At 68.3% G+C, this 18,917-nt stretch carries 10 protein-coding genes; all 10 read left to right on the forward strand.

Going from position 1 to position 18,917, the window contains the following annotated elements; genetic code table 11:
• Positions 1–112 precede the first annotated feature (112 nt).
• The 10 genes from CAP38_RS04595 to CAP38_RS04640 all read left to right on the forward strand — a co-directional run bounded on the left by CAP38_RS04595 (position 113) and on the right by CAP38_RS04640 (position 18,902).
• A complete protein-coding gene (locus CAP38_RS04595) occupies positions 113–6,244 on the forward strand; it encodes a peroxidase family protein (protein ID WP_218776551.1) in 6,132 nt (2,043 codons plus the stop codon).
• Positions 6,245–6,261: 17 nt separating this feature from the next.
• Positions 6,262–8,283 (forward strand): type I secretion system permease/ATPase, encoded by a 2,022-nt coding sequence (locus CAP38_RS04600; protein ID WP_086119658.1) that lies wholly within the window; start codon positions 6,262–6,264, stop codon positions 8,281–8,283.
• Positions 8,284–8,327: 44 nt separating this feature from the next.
• Complete coding sequence (locus tag CAP38_RS04605) at positions 8,328–9,674, forward strand: HlyD family type I secretion periplasmic adaptor subunit (protein ID WP_086119659.1); 1,347 nt, start codon at positions 8,328–8,330, stop codon at positions 9,672–9,674.
• A 56-nt stretch (positions 9,675–9,730) separates the two neighbouring features.
• A complete protein-coding gene (locus tag CAP38_RS04610) occupies positions 9,731–11,113 on the forward strand; it encodes a TolC family outer membrane protein (RefSeq protein ID WP_179188445.1) in 1,383 nt (460 codons plus the stop codon).
• Positions 11,114–11,332: 219 nt separating this feature from the next.
• Positions 11,333–12,145: a LuxR C-terminal-related transcriptional regulator gene (locus tag CAP38_RS04615; protein ID WP_306297694.1), complete on the forward strand. Its 813-nt coding sequence runs from the start codon at positions 11,333–11,335 to the stop codon at positions 12,143–12,145.
• A 46-nt stretch (positions 12,146–12,191) separates the two neighbouring features.
• Positions 12,192–13,475, forward strand: coding sequence for a sensor histidine kinase (locus CAP38_RS04620; RefSeq protein WP_086119661.1), 1,284 nt, complete (start codon positions 12,192–12,194; stop codon positions 13,473–13,475).
• 111 nt (positions 13,476–13,586) lie between these two features.
• A complete protein-coding gene (locus CAP38_RS04625; protein WP_086119662.1) occupies positions 13,587–15,914 on the forward strand; it encodes a Tex family protein in 2,328 nt (775 codons plus the stop codon).
• 106 nt (positions 15,915–16,020) lie between these two features.
• Positions 16,021–16,848 (forward strand): HDOD domain-containing protein, encoded by an 828-nt coding sequence (locus CAP38_RS04630; protein WP_086119663.1) that lies wholly within the window; start codon positions 16,021–16,023, stop codon positions 16,846–16,848.
• 94 nt (positions 16,849–16,942) lie between these two features.
• Positions 16,943–17,785, forward strand: a complete 843-nt coding sequence (locus CAP38_RS04635; protein ID WP_086119664.1) for an HDOD domain-containing protein — start codon at positions 16,943–16,945, stop codon at positions 17,783–17,785.
• Positions 17,786–17,825: 40 nt separating this feature from the next.
• Positions 17,826–18,902 carry a patatin-like phospholipase family protein gene (locus tag CAP38_RS04640; RefSeq protein WP_086119665.1) on the forward strand — a complete coding sequence of 359 codons (1,077 nt, stop codon included), beginning with the start codon at positions 17,826–17,828 and terminating at the stop codon, positions 18,900–18,902.
• The last annotated feature ends 15 nt before the right edge of the window (positions 18,903–18,917 follow it).

Here is an 18,917-nt window from a genome sequence, read left to right on the forward strand (position 1 = left end):
TATTGCCGTAGGCCTTGAGTAGTAACGACACTGCGGCCCAACGCGAAACAAATAGACACAGAACCCCTTCGCGTGCGTCCAGCCCGTGACCGAACTTACCCAGGAGCCCGCCATGTCCTTCCATCTGAACCTTGACGACATCACCCGCATCCTTTCGCACATCCAGATCGCCGAGCGGCATGTGCAGTCCAACTACGGTGCTCTGACCGATGCACAGGGCAACCCGCTGGGCAACCTGGTGCCGTTCGGACTGCGCACCGTCAGCGGCCAGTACAACAACCTGGTCAACACGATGTACGGCTCGTCGGACCAGATCATGCCGCGCCTGCTGCGTCCGGATTTCGACGTGGCCGAGATGTCCCCGGGCCGTACGCTGCCCAACGGCACCTACATCCCGCCGGCCCAGACTTCGTACGCACAGACCGCTGGCAGCGTGTACGACTCCCAGCCCCGGATCATCAGCAACCTGATCTCCGACCAGACCGACAACAACCCGGCCGCCATCATCGCGGCCTTCACCGCGCTGGGGTCCACCGATCCGTACGGCGACGCCCAGAAGTACATGGACGCCCGTGACGCTGCAGCCGATGCCGCCGCAGCCCTGCGCACCCTGCAGCAGTCGGGTGGTGCGAACGTGGACCTGGTCGCTCTCCAGGCCGCAGCCGCCGAGGCCGCCACGGCCGCCGCCCAGGCCCAGGCTGCCGCCGACACGGCCCGTGCCACCGCCAACCAGCTGGCTGCAGCCGCCGCTGCCGAAGGCACCGACCTGGCCAGCGCCCAGGCCCGCGTGAATGCGGCACGCACCGCCGAAGCCAACGCCGACGCCGCCTCGGATGCCGCCTTCAACGCCGACCGCACCGCCGACCTCAACGCAGCCACCAAGCTGACCGCCTACAACACCGCCAACACCACGCGGACCACCACGCTGGAGGCCTACATCGATGCGGCACTGGAGGTGGGCGGTCTGCGGGCCGACATCACCGCTCAGCAGCGCCAGATCGATTCGCTGCCGCTGGGCGATTCGCGCCGCCAGCCCCTGGAGGACCACCTGGCCGACCTGCAGGAGGCCCTGGCGATTGCCGAGGGCGTCCTGGCTGCCGCCACCGCCGCGTTCGGTGCCGCTTCCGCCGCCGCCCAGACCGCCTACGCCGATCTGGTCACCGCCCAGGCCAACGCCGCCGCCACCCAGGCCGCCCTGGATGCGGCGCTGGCCACCGAGAGCGCCGCCAAGGCCGAACTGGCAGCGGCCGAGGCCGCCTTGCTGACCGCCCAGTCGGACCAGAGCGCTGCCCAGACGGCAGCCACCCAGGCCGACGCCACCGCGGACGCCCTGGAAGCCACCGCCGCCACGCAACAGAGCGCTGCTGCCGCCGCCCAGACCGCCCTGACCAACGCCGAGAACGCGGTGGAAGGCAGCGCGGATGCACTGGCTGCCGCCCAGGCCCTGGCCGCCAGCACCCAGGCGGCCTTCGAAGCCCTGCCGGGCCAGCTCGGCCTGGACTTCGACGTGGTGCAGAACAACACCGTGTTCAGCGACGAAGCACCGATCCTCATCCCCAACGTCATGCCCGATCTGGGCGACACCGCGCCGTACAACAGCTTCCTGACCCTGTTCGGCCAGTTCTTCGACCACGGTCTGGACCTGACCACCAAGGGCGGCAGCGGCACGGTGTACATCCCGATCCAGCCGGACGATCCGCTGTATGTGCCGGGCAGCCCGACCAACTTCATGGTGCTGACCCGCGCCACCAACCAGCCTGGCGCGGACGGCATCCTGGGCACCGCCGACGACATCCGTGAACACACCAACGAGACCACGCCCTGGATCGACCTGAACCAGGTCTACACCTCGCACGAGTCGCACCAGGTGTTCCTGCGCGAATACACCCGCGTGCCGGACGGCAATGGCGGCTTCAAGACCGTCGCCACCGGCCACATGCTCGAAGGCCAGAACGGTGGCCCGCCGACCTGGGCCGACATCAAGGCCCAGGCCAAGGAGATGCTGGGCATCACCCTGACCGACATGGATGTGCACCGTGTGCCGCTGGTGGCGGCCGACCTGTACGGCAACCTGATCCTGGGTGCCAACGGCTACGCCCAGCTGGTGACCACGGTCGACAACGCCAACGACCAGCGTGGCACCACCCAGGGCCTGACGCTGATCAGCGGCACCGCCGACAACCCGGTGGCGGCTTCGCTGGCCATCGGTGCCGGCCGTGCGTTCCTGAACGACATCGCGCACAACGCCACCCCGTCGGGTCCGATCGATCACGACCGTGATCCGACCACGGCCATGGTGGCCGTCACCGCCGACACCGACTCCGTGGCCGGCAACACCATCGTTCCGAACCGGTTCGGTTTCAACCTGACCTACGACAACGAACTGCTCGACGCCCACTATGTGGTGGGTGACGGCCGCGGCAACGAGAACATCGGCCTGACCGCCGTGCACCACGTGTTCCACAGCGAGCACAACCTGCGCGTGGACCAGATCAAGGAAGAGATCCTGCACAGCAAGGACCTGGCCTTCATCAACCAGTGGCTGCATGTGGCCGTGACCGAGGTGCCCACCGACCCGGCCGGTCTGCTGTGGAACGGCGACCGCCTGTTCCAGGCCGCCCGCTTCAGCACCGAGATGGTCTACCAGCACCTGGTGTTCGAGGAATTCGCGCGCCTGGTCTCGCCGGACGTGGACCCCTTCCTGTTCTCCAACACGGTCGACATCGACCCGGCCATCATGGCCGAGTTCGCCCACGTGGTGTACCGCTTCGGCCACTCCATGCTCAACGAGTCGGTCGACCGCATCGCGGCCAACGGTCAGACCACCGACCACATCGGCCTGATCGATGCCTTCCTCAACCCGATCGAGTACCAGGCCAGCGGCGCCGACTCCGACGTGGCGGCCGGCGCCATCCTGCGCGGCATGACCCGCCAGGTGGGCAACGAGATCGACGAGTTCCTGACCGAGGCGCTGCGCAACAACCTGGTGGGTCTGCCGCTGGACCTGGGCGCGATCAACATCGCCCGCGGCCGCGATACCGGCGTGCCTTCCCTCAACGAAGCCCGTCGCCAGTTCTTCGAGGCCACCAACGACTCCATCCTCAAGCCCTACGACAGCTGGTACGACTTCGCCACCAACATCAAGCACCCGGCGTCCATCATCAACTTCATCGCGGCCTACGGCACGCACGCCAGCATCCTGGCCGAGACCACGGTCGAAGGCAAACGCGACGCGGCCACCAAGATCGTCATGGGTGGTCCTGGTGCACCGGCCGACCGCCTGGACTTCCTGAATGCCACCGGCGCGTATGCCGGCGGCAGCCTGGGCGGTCTGAACAATGTGGACTTCTGGATCGGCGGTCTGGCCGAGAAGAAGATCGCCTTCGGCGGCCTGCTGGGCACCACCTTCAACTTCGTGTTCGAAGTGCAGATGGAAAAGCTGCAGGACGGTGACCGCTTCTACTACCTCAGCCGCACCCAGGGCATGAACCTGCTCAACCAGCTGGAGGCCGATTCGTTCGCCGAGCTGGTGATGCGCAACACCGACCTGGGCAACCCCAACGCCACCGCGCTGCCCAGCTCGCTGTTCCTGACGCCCGACTACATCCTGGAACTCAACAAGAAGATCCAGAAGGGGGACGATCCGACCCACACCGATCCGATCCTGCAAGCAGCAGGCAAGCTGGTCATCCGCCAGGACCTGGACGGCGACGGCGTCGACGAGAACCTGCGCTACATGGGTGGTGACCACATCGTCATCGGCGGCACCGACAAGGACAACATCATCATCGCCGGCGAAGGCGACGACACCGTCTGGGGCAAGGGCGGCAACGACCGCATCGAAGGCGGCAAGGGTGTGGACCACCTGTTCGGCGGTGACGGCGACGACATCATCACCGACAGCGGCACCGATTCGGGTGCGGCCGACGTGATCCACGGTGACGCCGGCAACGACGTCATCAACGGCGGCAACGGCCTGGACCTGATCTTTGGCGGCAGCGGCCAGGACTTCATTTTCGGCGGCGTGGACAGCAAGACCTACACCGCCGGCGAGGGCAACGACTTCGTGCGCGGCGCCGACGGCCTGAACTTCATTGCCGGCAACGAGGGCGACGACTGGCTGGAGGGCGGCGACAGCTTCGACACCCTGGCCGGCGAGAACTCGGAGCTGTTCTTCAACAGCCCCATCATCGGCCACGACGTGCTCAACGGCCGTGGCAACGACAACGACTACGACGCCGAGTCGGGCGACGACATCATGTTCCAGGGCCTGGGTATCCAGCGCAACAACGGCATGGCCGGCTTCGACTGGGCCATCCACAAGGGCGAGGCGCAGGGCGCCGACTCCGATCTGGGCATTCCGATCTTCGTCAACCAGCAGGCCAACATCCTGCGCGACCGTTTCGACCTGGTCGAAGGCCTGTCGGGCTGGAAGCACAACGACAAGCTGACCGGCCGTGACGTGGTCATCGGCGCCTACGACGAGGAAGCGCAGGCGGCCGCGCAGTTCGACCCGACGTCCAAGTTCGAGTCGTATTCCAACGCGCTGCTGGAAGAGGGCGTGGCCCGCGTGGCGGGTCTGGGCGAACTGGTGGCCCACCTGGGTCGCGCCACCTTCACCGTGGCCGGCAAGACCCACACCGCCGTGGTGTTCGACGAGGCCGCGCTGCAGCGCAACGGCGACGGCACCGTCCGCACCATGTTCGACACGTCGGCCGACATCCTGCTGGGTGGTGGCGGTGACGACACCATCCAGGGCAATGCCGGCAACGACATCATCGACGGCGACCGCTGGCTCAACGTGCGCATCGGCATCAAGGACGCCAATGGCAACCTGATGGCCTGGACCGACGACATGTCCGGCAAGGTGTACGCCGCCTCGGTGGACCCGCAGAACGCTGCCGCCGCGACCCCGCTGTACAACGGCCGCACGCTCGACAGCCTGATGTTCGACCGCACCCTCAACCCGGGTCAGCTGTTCATCATCCGCGAGGTGCTCGACGGCGATGCCGGCAACACCGGTGTGGACACCGCCGTGTTCAGGGGCAACTTTGCCGAGTACGACATCGAATACAACGACGACGGCTCGGCCACCGTGACCCATGCCCGCCCGAACGTGGACCTGCGCTTCGACGACGGCACCGACCGCGTGTTCAACGTGGAGTTCCTGCAGTTCGCCGACCGCCGCGTCAGCACCGCTGCCGTGGACATCATCGGTACCGGTGGCCCCGACGTGCTGATCGGTGACGGCCGTGCCGACCGCATCTTCGGTCTGGCTGGCGCCGACACGCTGCAGGGCCTGGGTGGCAACGACTACCTCGACGGCGGTGCCGGCAACGACATCCTGCAGGGTGGTGCGGGCAACGACACCATGCTGGGTGGCACCGGCAACGACGTGTACGTCGGCGTGGACGCCGGCGACACCATCACCGAGCTGGCCGGGCAGGGCACCGACCGGGTGGAGACCGCACTGTCGGCCTACACCCTGGCGGCCAACGTGGAGAACCTGACCTACACCGGCACCGGCAACTTCGCCGGCACCGGCAACGTGCTGAACAACGCCATCATCGGTGGCGCCGGCAACGATGTGCTGGACGGTGGCCTGGGCAACGACACCATGACCGGTGGTGCCGGCAACGACACCTACCGCCTCGACGTGGCCACCGACCGGGTGGTGGAGCTGGCCGGCGGCGGCACCGACACCGTCATCTACAGCGGCAGCACCAACTACACGCTGGCGGCCAACGTGGAGAACCTGGTGTACACCGGCACGGGGCCGGTCGTGCTGACCGGCAACGTCCTGGCCAACGAGATCACCGGCGGTGCCGGCGACGACGACATCCTGGGCGGTGGCGGCAACGACACCCTCAAGGGTGGCGCCGGCAGCGACGAGCTCAACGGTGGCCTGGGTGACGACCGCCTGGATGGCGGCACCGGCAACGATGCGCTGACCGGTGCGGCCGGCAACGATGTGTTCGTGTTCGGCAACAACTTCGGCAGCGACGTTGTCCAGGGCTTCGATGCCATCGCCACCGACGGCCAGGACCTGATCGACCTGACCGCCTTCGGGATTGCAGCCGATCAGTTCAGCAACCGGGTGACCATCCAGGCCATTGGCACCAGCGTCACCCAGGTGACGGTGTCCGACGGTGTGGATGCCAGCGGCAACGCGATGGTGGGTGGCCAGATCATGCTGATCGGGGCTCGCTCCACCAACGTGACCGCCGAAGACTTCCTGCTGTAACCACGAGGTCCGACGCCATGGCATCCACCCCGACCCCCGGCAGCCGGCCGAGCGAAGGCCGTTGGTCCGGCTTCCGCCTGCCCAACGACGAGATCGGCCAGACCCTGCGCGAGTTTCGCCAGGCCTTCCGCAACGTGGGCATCTTCAGCGCCATCATCAACCTGATGATGCTGGTGCCGTCGCTGTACATGCTCCAGGTCTATGACCGGGTGCTGGCCAGCGGCAACCAGACCACGCTGCTGATGCTCACGCTGATGGTGGTCGGTGCCTTCGTGCTCATGCACGGGCTGGAGCTGATCCGCAGCTTCCTGATGATCCGGGTGGGTGCGCAGCTCGACCTCAAGCTCAACCAGCGGGTCTACACCGCCTCGTTCGAGCAGAACCTCAAGCGGGCCGGGGGCAACGCCGGCCAGGCGCTCAACGACCTGACCACGGTGCGCCAGTTCGTCACCGGCAACGGGCTGTTCGCCTTTTTCGATGCCCCCTGGTTCCCGGTGTACCTGGCCGTGATCTTCATGTTCGACTGGATCCTGGGCGCGTTCGCCGTGGCCGGCACGGCAGTGCTGATCGCGCTGGCCTGGGCCAACGAGGTGGTGTCGCGCAAGCCCCTGGGCGAGGCCAACTCGCTGTCGGTGGCCTCCGGCAACCTGGCCACCAACAACCTGCGCAACGCCGAGGTCATCGAGGCCATGGGCATGCTGCCCAACCTCATGACCCGCTGGCACCGCATGCACCGCCGCTTCCTGAAGCTGCAGGGCGAGGCCAGCGAGAAGTCGGGCATGGTCTCGGCGCTCAGCAAGTTCGCGCGCATCACGCTGCAGTCGCTGATCCTGGGTCTGGGTGCGCTGCTGGCCCTGGAGAACCGCATCACCCCCGGCATGATGATCGTGGGCTCCATCCTCATGGGCCGCGCGCTGGCCCCGGTGGACCAGCTGATCAACATCTGGAAGGGCTGGTCGGCCACCCAGAGCGCCTACCGCCGCCTGGCCGAGCTGCTGAGCAACAACCCGCCCCGCGTGCGCGGCATGGCGCTGCCCCGGCCGCAGGGTCACCTGTCGCTGGAAGCGGTGACCGCCATGCCTCCCGGCTCGCCGGTACCGGCCCTGCGCAACGTGAACCTGCAACTGCCCGCCGGCGAGGTGCTGGGCGTGATCGGACCCAGCGGCTCGGGCAAGTCCACCCTGGCGCGGCTGCTGGTGGGCGTGTGGCCCGCCACCGCCGGCAAGGTGCGGCTGGACGGTTCCGACGTATACCAGTGGAACAAGGACGAACTGGGCCCGCACCTGGGCTACCTGCCGCAGGACATCGAACTGTTCGGCGGCACGGTGAGCGAGAACATCGCGCGCTTCGGCATGGTCGACGCCGAGAAGGTGATCGCAGCCGCCAAGCTGGCCGGCGTGCACGACATGATCCTGCATTTCCCGCAGGGCTACGACACGGTGCTGGGTGACGGTGGTGCCGGGCTGTCGGGCGGCCAGAAGCAGCGCATCGGCCTGGCCCGCGCGCTGTACGACGACCCGTCGCTCATCGTGCTGGACGAGCCCAACTCCAACCTGGACGACAGCGGCGAACAGGCCTTGCTGGGTGCCATCCAGCAGCTGCGCCAGCGCGGCCGCACCATCGTGGTGGTGTCCCACCGCACCAGCATCCTGCAGGTCACCACCCGCCTGCTGCTGCTGCGCCAGGGCACAGTGCAGGCTTTCGGCCCGACCCGCGCCGTACTGGCCGAACTGGCCAAGGCGGCCCAGCCCCAGCTCGGCGCACAGGCCGCCGCAGCGGGCAAGCCCCAAGGCGCTGCGCCGGCCGCGGCCAGCGTCCCCGCCGCTCCCGCCGCTGCTGCCGCCGCCGTCGAAGCTTCGTCCGAAGCCGCCAAGCCCAAGGCCCCGCGGGCCCGCAAGCCCAAGGCGGTCATGCCCGCCGACGGTTCTGCGCCGGCGCCGGTGCGCAAGCCGCGTGCCCGCAAGGCGGCGGCTGCCGAGCCGGCCGCTCCGACCGCCGAGTCCCCATCCGAATCCGCTGCCGAATCCTCGGTGGCCTGACCCCCCGTTACCCGCCCCGACCCTTCCGTCCTCCGGAGTCCGCCATGACCACCCATCCCAAATCCGCCTACAACGTCGATCTGGACGTGTCCGATTACATGCCCCTGAAGACCGATTCGGTCAAGCACACCCGGCTGGGCTGGTGGATCGTGCTGGCCGGGCTCGGCAGCTTCATGGTCTGGGCCGTGATGGCGCCGCTGGACAAGGGCGTTCCGGTCACCGGCTCGGTCACCGTGGCCGGCAACAAGAAGGCGGTGCAGCACCAGACCGGCGGCACGGTCGAGGCCATCCTGGTGCGCGAAGGCGACGAGGTGAAGGCGGGTCAGCCGCTGGTCCGCATGAACGCGGTGCAGGCCGGCGCCAATGCAGCGGTCATCCGGGTGCAGTACCACACCGCCCGCAGCACCGAGGCCCGTCTGCTGGCCGAGCGCGACGGCAAGGCCGCCATCAGCTTCCCGGCCGATGTGGAAGCCGCCCGGGTCGACCCCCGCGTGGCAGCGACCATGGCCGTGCAGCAGCAGCTGTTCGCCTCGCGCCGCTCCTCGCTGCAGGCCGAACTGGCCGCGCTGGACGAGCAGGTGGCCGGCATCGAGGCCTACAACAAGGGCCTGACCGAAGCGCGCCTGGGCAAGCAGGAACAGCTCAAGTTCATGAAGGAGCAGCTCGACGGCATGCGTGAGCTCGCCCGCGACGGCTTCATCCCGCGCAACCGCCTGCTGGACCTGGAGCGCACCTACGCGCAGCTGGCGTCGTCGATGTCGGAAGACCTGGGCAACATCGCCCGCGGCCAGCGCCAGATGAGCGAGCTCAAGCTGCGCCGCCTGCAACGCGCGCAGGAGTTCCAGATGGAAGTCCGCACCCAGCTGGCCGAAGTGCAGAAAGAAGCCGAGGCCCTGCGCAACCAGCTGGCCGGCCTGGACTACGAGCTGGCCAACGCCGTGGTCAAGGCGCCGGTGGACGGCACGGTGGCCGAGGTGAGCATCTTCACCGAAGGCGGCGTGGTCGCCCCCGGCTTCCGCATGATGGACGTGGTGCCGGCCAACGAGCCGCTGATCGTGGAAGGCCGGCTGCCGGTGCACCTGGTGGATTCGGTGCAACCCGGTCTGCCGGTGGAGCTGATCTTCTCGGCCTTCAACCAGAACACCACCCCGCGCATTCCCGGCGTGGTGACCCAGGTGTCGGCCGACAAGCTGGTGGACGAGAAGACCGGCATGCCCTACTACCGCATGCGCGGCGAGGTGACGGCCGAGGGCCGTGCCGAGCTGGCCAGGCTGCCGGTGCGTCCCGGCATGCCGGTGGAGCTGTTCGTCAAGACGGGCGAGCGCACCCTGGCCAACTACCTGCTCCGTCCGATCAAGGACAACTTCAAGATGGCGCTGACCGAAGAATGATCGCCATCCGCGTCGCGTCTGCAAACCGGGATTCACACAACAACGAGGGAGGCCGCATGGGCAAGGGCCGTTGGAACGAGAAGGCACAGGGCATGGTGGTGCCGGCATTGGCGGTGGGGCTGACCCTGGCGCTGGCCCTGTTCATGAGCGGGGCGGCGAGGGCAGCGGAGCCGGCCCTGGACCTGATGAAGGCCTACGAGGCCGCCCGCAAGAACGACCCTGCCTACAAGGGCGCTGTGGCCGAACGCGATGCCGGGCGGGAATTCGAGGAGATCGGCCGGGCCCGGCTGCTGCCCAGCGTCAATGCCGTGAGCACCTCCAACCGCAACAACGCCAAGGTGACCACCGCCGGCGGCCCCACCCAGGACCGGGGCCAGTACAGCAGCAGCAGCACCAGCCTGCAGCTGCGCCAGCCGCTGTACAACCGGGAAGCCTGGGCGTCGAGCGCCCAGGGACAGGCCCGCACGGCCGCCAGCGATGCGGCCTTCCGGGCCCGCGATCAGGAACTGATCGTGCGCGTGTTCGATGCCTATGCCAAGGCGGTCGTGGCCCAGGAGCAGGTGGAGCTGGTGCAGGCCCAGCTCAAGGCACTGGACGAGCAGCTGCGGGCCAACGAACAGCGGTTCACCCGGGGTGAAGGCACCCGCACCGACGTGCTGGAGACCGGTGCCAAGCGGGCGCTGGTGCAGGCCCGGCTGATCGAGGCCCAGGACGCCGACCAGAATGCCCGCAACGCCCTGCAGGCGGTCATCGGCATGCCGGTGCAGCGCGTGGGCCGGCTCAAGGTGGCTGGTCGGGCCGCCGCCGCCGAGATGGAGCCGCTGGACGCCTGGCGTTCCCGTGTGACCGATACCAACGGCGAGATCGAGAGCCTGCGCCAGGCGGTGGAGGTGGCCCGGCAGGAACTGCGGCGGGCCGAAGGCGGTCATCACCCCAAGCTGGATCTGGTGATGTCCACCGGGCGCACGCAATCCGACACCACCGCCACCTTCCAGCAGACCACCCGCAACCGCAGCGTGGGCCTGGAACTGACGGTGCCCATCTATGCCGGGGGCGCGATCTCGGCCCAGGCCCGCCAGGCCGCAGCGCAACTCACCAAGGCCGAGGCCGACCTCGAGGCCCGCACCGGCGAGCTGATGGTCGAACTGCACCGGCAGTACGCCCTGCAGCGCAACAGCACCAGCCGCATTGCCGCGCTGCAGTCGGCGGTGGAGAGCAGCTCGGTGCTGATCGAGGCCACCCGCAAGAGCGTGGTCGGCGGCGAGCGGACCAACATCGATGTGCTCGATGCCCAGGAGCGTCTGGCCCAGGCCGAACGCGACCTGATCGAGGCCCGCAACCAGCAGCTGCTGGCCGGTCTGCGGCTGCGCAGCCTGGCCGGTGTGCTGCAGGAAGCCGACCTGCAGGTGGTGGCGCGGGAGTTCGACGCCGCCAAGTAATACTTTTCAAGGAAAAACCCGGAAAAATCCGTGCGGTTTTCCGCTGATTGATGACTTCTGTGTTCTGGTTCTGACATATCTCGTTACAGACGCTGGCATTTTCAGACACTTCGAGATACCTTCACGGGTACCCGTTCAGATCAGGTTCATTTAAGGAACTTTCTGGGCGTCCAGCAGCCGTCGCGCATCCCCGTGGCGGCTTGTTCGGGGAGACATCCTGTGAAGAGCGCCACGCCTGTCCGCGACACCATCGACAACCTGTTCGGACTGACCACCCGGTCGAGCCAGCCACCCGAAACCCGCCACTCGCATGCGTCGATGTGGCCGGACTTCCTCACCACCGAGCCGGGCCGGCTGGTGCGTGTGATCCTGATCGACGACGACCCCCACATCCGCTGCGTCATCGCCGGCGAGCTGGTGTCGGACATGCGCATCGATCTGGTCGGTCAGGCCGACTGTGCCCGCAGCGGCAAGCGGCTGATCTCCAGCACCGAATTCGACGTGATGATCGTCGACCTCAACCTGGGCGACGGCTCCGGGTTCGAGCTGATCGAGCACATGAAGCGGGTGCGCAACCATGCCGAGGCGATCGTGGTGTCCATCATGGACGACGAACAACGCGCCATCCGGGCGTTCGAGCTGGGCGCCACGGGCTACCTGGTGAAGAACTCCTGGTTCGGCAGCTTTGCGCAGGCGGTGCTTCAGGTGTGCAACGGCGGGGCGTCCATCACGCCCAACCTGGCGCGTCGCCTGCTGCAGAAGTTCGAGACCCCGGCCTCCGGCGCCGGCATGGCGGCCCGCGCTCCGGCACCGTCGAGTGCGGCGGGCGGCCCGTCCGGCCACACCCTGTCCGAGCGCGAATGCGAAGTGCTCCGCCTGGTGGCCCTGGGCCACACCAGCCCCGAGATCGCCCAGCAGCTCACCTTGAGCGTGCAGACGGTCAACACGCACATCCGCAACATCTACCGCAAGCTGCAGGTGAAGTCGCGGGCGCAGGCGGTGTCGATGGCCGCTCACCAGCGCATCATCTGAATGCCCCGGCCGTCCCGGCCGCCCCGCACCTTGCCCTGAACAACCCATGGACCCGGTCGCTCACCAGTTCGGACCCCTGGCCGGACTGGTGGCCATTTTCCTGACCGTGTCGGTGCTGGCGGTCGCGGGCCGTCAGCGCGAGCAGCGCGGGCTCGACCTCGTCATGGCGCTGGGCTTGCTGGCCTGGATGGTTTTCCTGGTGTGGCAACCCCGCTTTGCGCCGACGCCGCCGGGGCCGGTGGACGAGTTCGTCGAGCACATGGGATTCCAGCTCTGTGTGTCGGCCGCCTGCGGCCTGGCCCTGACCGGCGCCCGGGTCCAGGGCCATCTGCCCTGGCTGGTCTGGACCTACCAGCTGGTGGGCGGGGGCGGCATCCTGCTCATCTGGACCATCAGCGGGTTGCCGTACTGGTTCGATTTCTGGGAGGCCACCAACTGGATCGTGGTGGGCGGGGTGCTGGCCGTGCTGGCCCAGCACTGGGCCCGCCGGCGCGAGCAGCGCACCATGGGCATCCTGCTGCTGTCGGTGGTGCTGCTGGTGTACGGGCTGCTGGCCGATGTCTGGCACCACCCCACCTCGCGGGTGGCCATCGCCGGCATGTTCATCTACCCCGCGGCACTGGTCGGCCTGTGGTCGCTGGTGTCCGCACAGGTGCGGTCCGACATGGCCGTGCACCGCGACGGTCAGCGTGAACTGCAGCGCCAGCGCATCGCCCAGGACGTGCACGATGGCGTCGGGTCGCAGCTGGTGGCCATCCTGTCCTCGCTCGACCTGCGCCAGCCCGACCAGAAGGCGCTGGCCATCGCGCTGGAGCAGTGCCTGCTCGACCTGAAGATCACGGTGGACAGCCTGCAGCAGGAGACCCCCAGCCTGCTTGACGGACTCGCCATGCTGCGCTACCGCATCCAGCCCAGCCTGACCCGGCTGGGCGTGGAACTGGCCTGGCAACTGCAGGACCATGAGGCCATCCGGCGCTTGCCGTCGCTGCGCGTCACCCACAGCCTGCGGATCGCCCAGGAAGCGGTGGCCAACGTGCTGCGCCATTCCGATGCCGGCTGCATGACGGTGATCTGCCGTTACCTGCCCGATGTGCACGAGGTGGAGCTGGTGGTGCGGGATGACGGGCGGGGTCTGCCCCTGGCGTCCGACGAGCGAGGGCGGGTGGGCCGGGGCCTGACCGGCATGCGGCGCAGGGCCCAGGAAGCCGGTCTGCGGCTGGAGATCCGGAGCCAGCCGACGCTGGGCACCACGGTGGAGCTGCGCATTCCGGGCCCGGACCGGCCCCACGAGCCGGCCCAGCCCGAGCGCCTGGGATACGCCTCGGTGTGACGCCCCGCGACCCGGGTCGCCCGGTGCCGGATCGGGCCGGGCGGCCAGCGGCCCTATGGCAAACTGCGCGGTTTTTTGCGGGCTGCAGCCCGCGCGACCGGAACACCGAGCATGCATCACATCGTCGCGCAGATCGCGCAGGAAATCCGGGTACAGGTTCACCAGGTGCAGGCCGCTGTCGACCTGCTGGATGGTGGCGCAACCGTGCCCTTCATCGCCCGCTACCGCAAGGAAGCCACCGGCGGACTCGATGACGTGCAGCTGCGCGAACTGGAATACCGCCTGGGCTACCTGCGCGAGCTCACCGAACGGCGCGAGGCCATCCTGCGCAGCATCAACGAGCAGGGCAAGCTCACCCCCGAGCTGCAGGCGGCCATCGACGCTGCGGCCACCAAGCAGGAGCTGGAAGACCTGTACCTGCCCTACAAGCCGCGCCGCCGCACCAAGGGCATGATCGCCCGCGAGGCCGGCATCGAACCGCTGGCCGATGCGCTCTGGGCAGACCCCACGCTCGATCCGGCCACCGCTGCGGCCGCTCACGTCAGGCCCGAGAAGGGCGAGGACGGCTCCGACTTCACCACCACCGCCGCCGTGCTCGATGGCGTGCGCGACATCCTCAGCGAGCGCTGGGCCGAGGACGCCGCCCTGGTGCAGAACCTGCGCGAGTGGCTGTGGCAGGAAGGGCTGTTCACCAGCAAGCTGGTGGCCGGGAAGGACGAGAACCAGCCCGACGTGGCCAAGTTCCGGGACTACTTCGACTACAGCGAACCCATCGGCAAGGTGCCCTCGCACCGCGCGCTGGCGGTGTTCCGGGGCCGGCAGCTGGAGCTGCTCGATGCGAAGCTGGTGTTGCCGGGCGCGGTCGAGCCGGGCGTGCCCAGCCTGGCCGAAGGCCGCATCGCGCTGCACCTGGGCTGGCGCCACCAGGGCAGGGCGGCCGACGACCTGCTGCGCAAGTGCGTGGCCTGGACCTGGCGCGTCAAGCTCAGCCTCTCCAGCGAGCGGGACCTGTTCACCCGACTGCGCGAAAACGCCGAGGCGGTGGCCATCAAGGTGTTTGCCGACAACCTGCGCGACCTGCTGCTGGCCGCGCCCGCGGGCCCGAAGGTGGTCATGGGCCTGGACCCCGGCATCCGCACCGGCGTGAAGGTGGCGGTGGTCGATGCCACCGGCAAGCTGGTGGACACCGCCACCGTGTACCCCCATGAACCCCGGCGCGACTGGGACGGCTCGCTGCACGTGCTGGGCCAGCTCTGCCAGAAGCACGGCGTGCAGCTGATCGCCATCGGCAACGGCACCGCCAGCCGCGAGACCGACAAGCTCGCCGCCGACCTGATCAAGCGCCATCCCGGCATCCAGAAGGTGGTGGTGAGCGAAGCGGGGGCCTCGGTCTATTCCGCCAGCGAGTTCGCCAGCCAGGAAATGCCCGACGTGGACGTAAGCCTGCGGGGCGCGGCCAGCATCGCCCGCCGTCTGCAGGACCCACTGGCCGAGCTGGTGAAGATCGACCCCAAGAGCATCGGCGTGGGCCAGTACCAGCACGATGTGAATCAGAGCGAGCTGGCCCGCACCCTGGATGCGGTGGTGGAGGACTGCGTCAACGGCGTCGGCGTGGACCTCAACACCGCCAGCGTGCCGCTGCTCTCGCGGGTGTCCGGCCTGTCCGGGGCGGTGGCCAAGGCGGTGGTGCGGTGGCGCGATGCCCACGGCGCGTTCCGCAACCGACAGCAACTCATGGACGTGGCGGGCCTGGGCGCCAAGACCTTCGAGCAGAGTGCCGGTTTCCTGCGCATCCGGGGCGGCGACAACCCGCTGGACATGACCGGCGTGCACCCGGAGTCCTATCCGGTCGTGCAGGCCATCGTCACCCGCGCCGGACAGCCGGTGGAGCAGATCATGGGCCGACCCGAGGCGCTGCGTTCGCTCAAGCCCGAGCAGTTCGTGCAGGACGGTGTGGGTCTGCTGACCGTGCGCGACATCCTGGTCGAGCTGGAGAAGCCCGGTCGCGACCCGCGGCCGGACTTCCAGGTGGCCCGGTTCAACGAGGGGGTGGAAGACATAAAGGACCTGCGCGAAGGCATGGTGCTCGAGGGCACGGTCAGCAACGTCGCCCAGTTCGGTGCATTCGTGGACCTGGGTGTCCACCAGGACGGTCTGGTGCATGTCAGCCAGCTCAGCCACAAGTTCGTCAACGATGCCCGCGAGGTGGTCAAGACCGGCGACATCGTCAAGGTGAAGGTGGTGGAGGTGGATGTGGCTCGCCAGCGCATCGGATTGACCATGAAGCTCGATGCGCCCACCGGCCGGCGCGAGGGCGGGCCGCGCGACAACCGTTTCGAGCCGTCCCGGGCGGGCCGCGGGGGCGGCCGGCAGGAGGCCGGAGCGCCATCGGCCATGGCCAGCGCCTTCGCGCGGCTGCAAGGGCAGCAGAAGCGCTGAAACCGGGCCGGAGGGCTCAAGTCGGGGCGGCAGATGCCGATACATTTCGTAGCAGCTACCCGTACACCACGACCGCACCCTCCACGAACCCCTTTCTGGCTGCACCATGGAACTCGACGCCCTCCTGAATTACCCCCGGGCCCTGCCGGCGATGTCACGCACCGTGACCGACCTGCTGACCGAGATGAACAAGGAAGATCCCAGCCCCAAGCGGGTGGCCGAGCTGGTGGGGCAGGACCCGTCGCTCACCACCCGGGTGCTGCGGCTGTCCAACTCCGCCTTCTTCCGATCCAGCCGTCGCATCGGCAATGCCCAGGAGGCGGTGGCCTTGCTGGGCATGACCCATGTGCGTTCGCTGGTGATGGCCGCAGCCCTGGGCGCCAGCTTCAAGGATGTGCCGGGCGTGAACCTGGCCCAGTTCTGGCGTTACAGCCTGCGGGTGGCCGAAATCTCGAAATCGCTGGCCGGGGTGCTGCGCCAGAACGAATCGAATGCCTACACCGCGGGCCTGATCCACTGCATCGGGGATCTGGTCATGCACATCGCCATGCCCGACGAAGTGGGTCCGCTGGACATGGTGGTGCCGCCGCTGGACCTGCAGCGGGCCGGTGCCGAGCGGGTCCGCTTCGGCTACACCTATGCCGAGGTGGGCGCGGGCATGGTGGAACGCTGGCACTTCCCGGCCGAGATCGTCAGTGCGCTGCGCTTCCAGGCCGAGCCCTTCGAAGGCGACAACTACGACACCCTGGGCGGCATCCTGCACCTGGCCTCGTGGCGGGCTCGCGCCGAAGAAATCCAGATGGACGACGCCGGGCTGGTGAGCACGTTCCCGGACCTGGTGGGCCTGACGCTGGGACTGGATCTGGAGAGTGTCCTGGGCAAGGACCCCGAGGAGTGGTCCTTCAGCCAGGCGCTGTCCGCCTTCATCGACTGAGGGCCCGCTGGGCCGGGTGCTCAAGTCCGCGCCGAAGCCGCCGATACATCGGTCACAAGACGCCCGGACATCCCCACCAACAGGCAGACCCGCGATGCACCTCGACAAACTTCTCAAACAGCCCAACGCGCTGCCCTCGGCGCCCAAGGTGGTGCGCAAGCTGATCGAGTCCTTCGATCAGGACGAGGTCGATCCGATGCGCATCGCCGCCCTCATCGAGGACGATCCGGTGCTCACCGCCCGGCTGCTCAAGACCGCCAACTCGGCCTTCTTCGGGCTGACGCGCAACGTCACCAATGCCCGGGAGGCCATGAGCGTGCTCGGCCTGATCAAGGTCCGTGCCCTGGTGATCGCAGCCTCGCTGGGCGAGGGCTTCCACGCCGTGGCGGGCGTCAACCTCAACCAGTTCTGGCGCTACAGCCTCAACACGGCCAATCTGTCCCGCTACATCGCGCTGCCCATCCGCATCGACGAGAACACGGCCTTCACCTCCGGCCTGATCCACGGCATCGGCGAGCTGGTGATGCACGCCGGCATGCCCGAAGCCATGCTGGAACTCGACCGCAGCGTGCCCCTGCTTGACCTCAAGCGCTCCAAGGCCGAACGGGGTCTGTTCGGCTACAGCTATGCGGAGGTCGGCGCTGCGCTGGCCAAGGAATGGAACTTCCCCAAACGCATGATCGACGCCATTCACCACCAGACGGCGCCGTTCGAGAACGATGTCTATGAGCCCATCGCCGGCGTGGTGCACATCGGCTCGTGGCGCGCCCGGGCCGAAGAGCAGTCCATGCGCAGCGAACTGCTGATCAACACCTACCCCGACCCGGTGGGTCTGGTGCTGGGCATCGACCCGGACACGGTGGTGGCCGAAGAGATCCCGTCCATCTCGCGCCATGCCGACCTGGTGGGCGGCTCCGACGACGACGAAGGCGCCTGAGGCCGCCAGGCCGGTGCCGGGCAACCGGCACAATCGCGGCATGCAAGCGCTGCGACTCTATGCCGGCCCGGCCGCCCTTCGGCACATCCGGGCCAACGGCCTGAAACCCTCCGACATCGGCGCCATCCCGGCCGCTGCCGGTGGTCCCAAAGGGCTGATCCTGCTGGGCCTGGACCGGTTCCTGTTCGGTCAATGGCTGGCACCCACCACCCACCGCATCGAGCTGATCGGCGCGTCCATCGGCGCCTGGCGCATGGCCACGGCCTGTCTGGCCGATCCGGTGCCGGCGTTTCGACGGCTGGAGCACGACTACATCCACCAGCATTACGAGGTACCGCCGGGCCGCAGCCGCCCGCCAGCGCGGCAGGTCAGCGAATCGTTCCGCGCCAGCCTGGACCTGTTATATGGCGGCAGGATCGACCAGGTGCTCACCCATCCCCGGTGGCGCCTGCACATCGTCACGTCCCGGGGCAAGGGCCTGCTGTCCCGCGACGGAGCAGTCCGTACCCCGGTGGGCTATGCGGCGGCTTACATGGCCAACCTGGCAGGACGGCGGAACCTGGGCCGCTGGCTCGATCGTGTGGTGTTTTCCAGCGGCACCCCCGAGCTGCCTTTTGCCACCCATGACCTGCCCACCGCATCGGTGGGGCTGAACGGCGACAACTTCATGCAGGCCCTGCAGGCCAGCTGCTCCATTCCCTTTGTTCTCGAGCCGGTGGCGGGCATTCCGGGCGCCCCCTCCGGGGCCTACTGGGATGGCGGCATCACCGACTACCACCTGCACCTGCACTACCAGCTGCCGCCGACTTCGCCCATCGTCCTGTACCCGCACTTTCAGCAATCGGTGATTCCCGGCTGGCTCGACAAGGCGCTCAAGCGCCGTCATGGCAGCACCGCAGCGCTGGACTCCATGCTGGTGCTGGCGCCGGCGCCCGAGTGGGTGCAGCGGCTGCCGGGCGGCAAGCTGCCCGACCGCACCGATTTCACCCGCTACGGTCCCGACCTGGCAGGCCGGGTGGCCGCATGGACCGCCGCCACCGCCGCGAGCGAGCAGCTGGTGGACGAATGGCAGGCCTGGCTGGCCCGACCCGACCTCTCCGTCGTCCGCCCGCTGTGAGCGTGGACGGGATAA

Source organism: Hydrogenophaga sp. IBVHS2, assembly GCF_002127215.1.
In the GTDB taxonomy this organism is placed as follows: domain Bacteria; phylum Pseudomonadota; class Gammaproteobacteria; order Burkholderiales; family Burkholderiaceae_C; genus Hydrogenophaga.

What these genes read in the sequence shown, in the direction of transcription:
- CAP38_RS04595 (WP_218776551.1), top strand. Translation starts at nt 113, where the DNA reads ATGTCCTTCCATCTGAACCTTGACGACATCACCCGCATCCTTTCGCAC.
- CAP38_RS04600 (WP_086119658.1), top strand. Translation starts at nt 6,262, where the DNA reads ATGGCATCCACCCCGACCCCCGGCAGCCGGCCGAGCGAAGGCCGTTGG.
- CAP38_RS04605 (WP_086119659.1), top strand. Translation starts at nt 8,328, where the DNA reads ATGACCACCCATCCCAAATCCGCCTACAACGTCGATCTGGACGTGTCC.
- CAP38_RS04610 (WP_179188445.1), top strand. Translation starts at nt 9,731, where the DNA reads ATGGGCAAGGGCCGTTGGAACGAGAAGGCACAGGGCATGGTGGTGCCG.
- CAP38_RS04620 (WP_086119661.1), top strand. Translation starts at nt 12,192, where the DNA reads ATGGACCCGGTCGCTCACCAGTTCGGACCCCTGGCCGGACTGGTGGCC.
- CAP38_RS04625 (WP_086119662.1), top strand. Translation starts at nt 13,587, where the DNA reads ATGCATCACATCGTCGCGCAGATCGCGCAGGAAATCCGGGTACAGGTT.
- CAP38_RS04630 (WP_086119663.1), top strand. Translation starts at nt 16,021, where the DNA reads ATGGAACTCGACGCCCTCCTGAATTACCCCCGGGCCCTGCCGGCGATG.
- CAP38_RS04635 (WP_086119664.1), top strand. Translation starts at nt 16,943, where the DNA reads ATGCACCTCGACAAACTTCTCAAACAGCCCAACGCGCTGCCCTCGGCG.
- CAP38_RS04640 (WP_086119665.1), top strand. Translation starts at nt 17,826, where the DNA reads ATGCAAGCGCTGCGACTCTATGCCGGCCCGGCCGCCCTTCGGCACATC.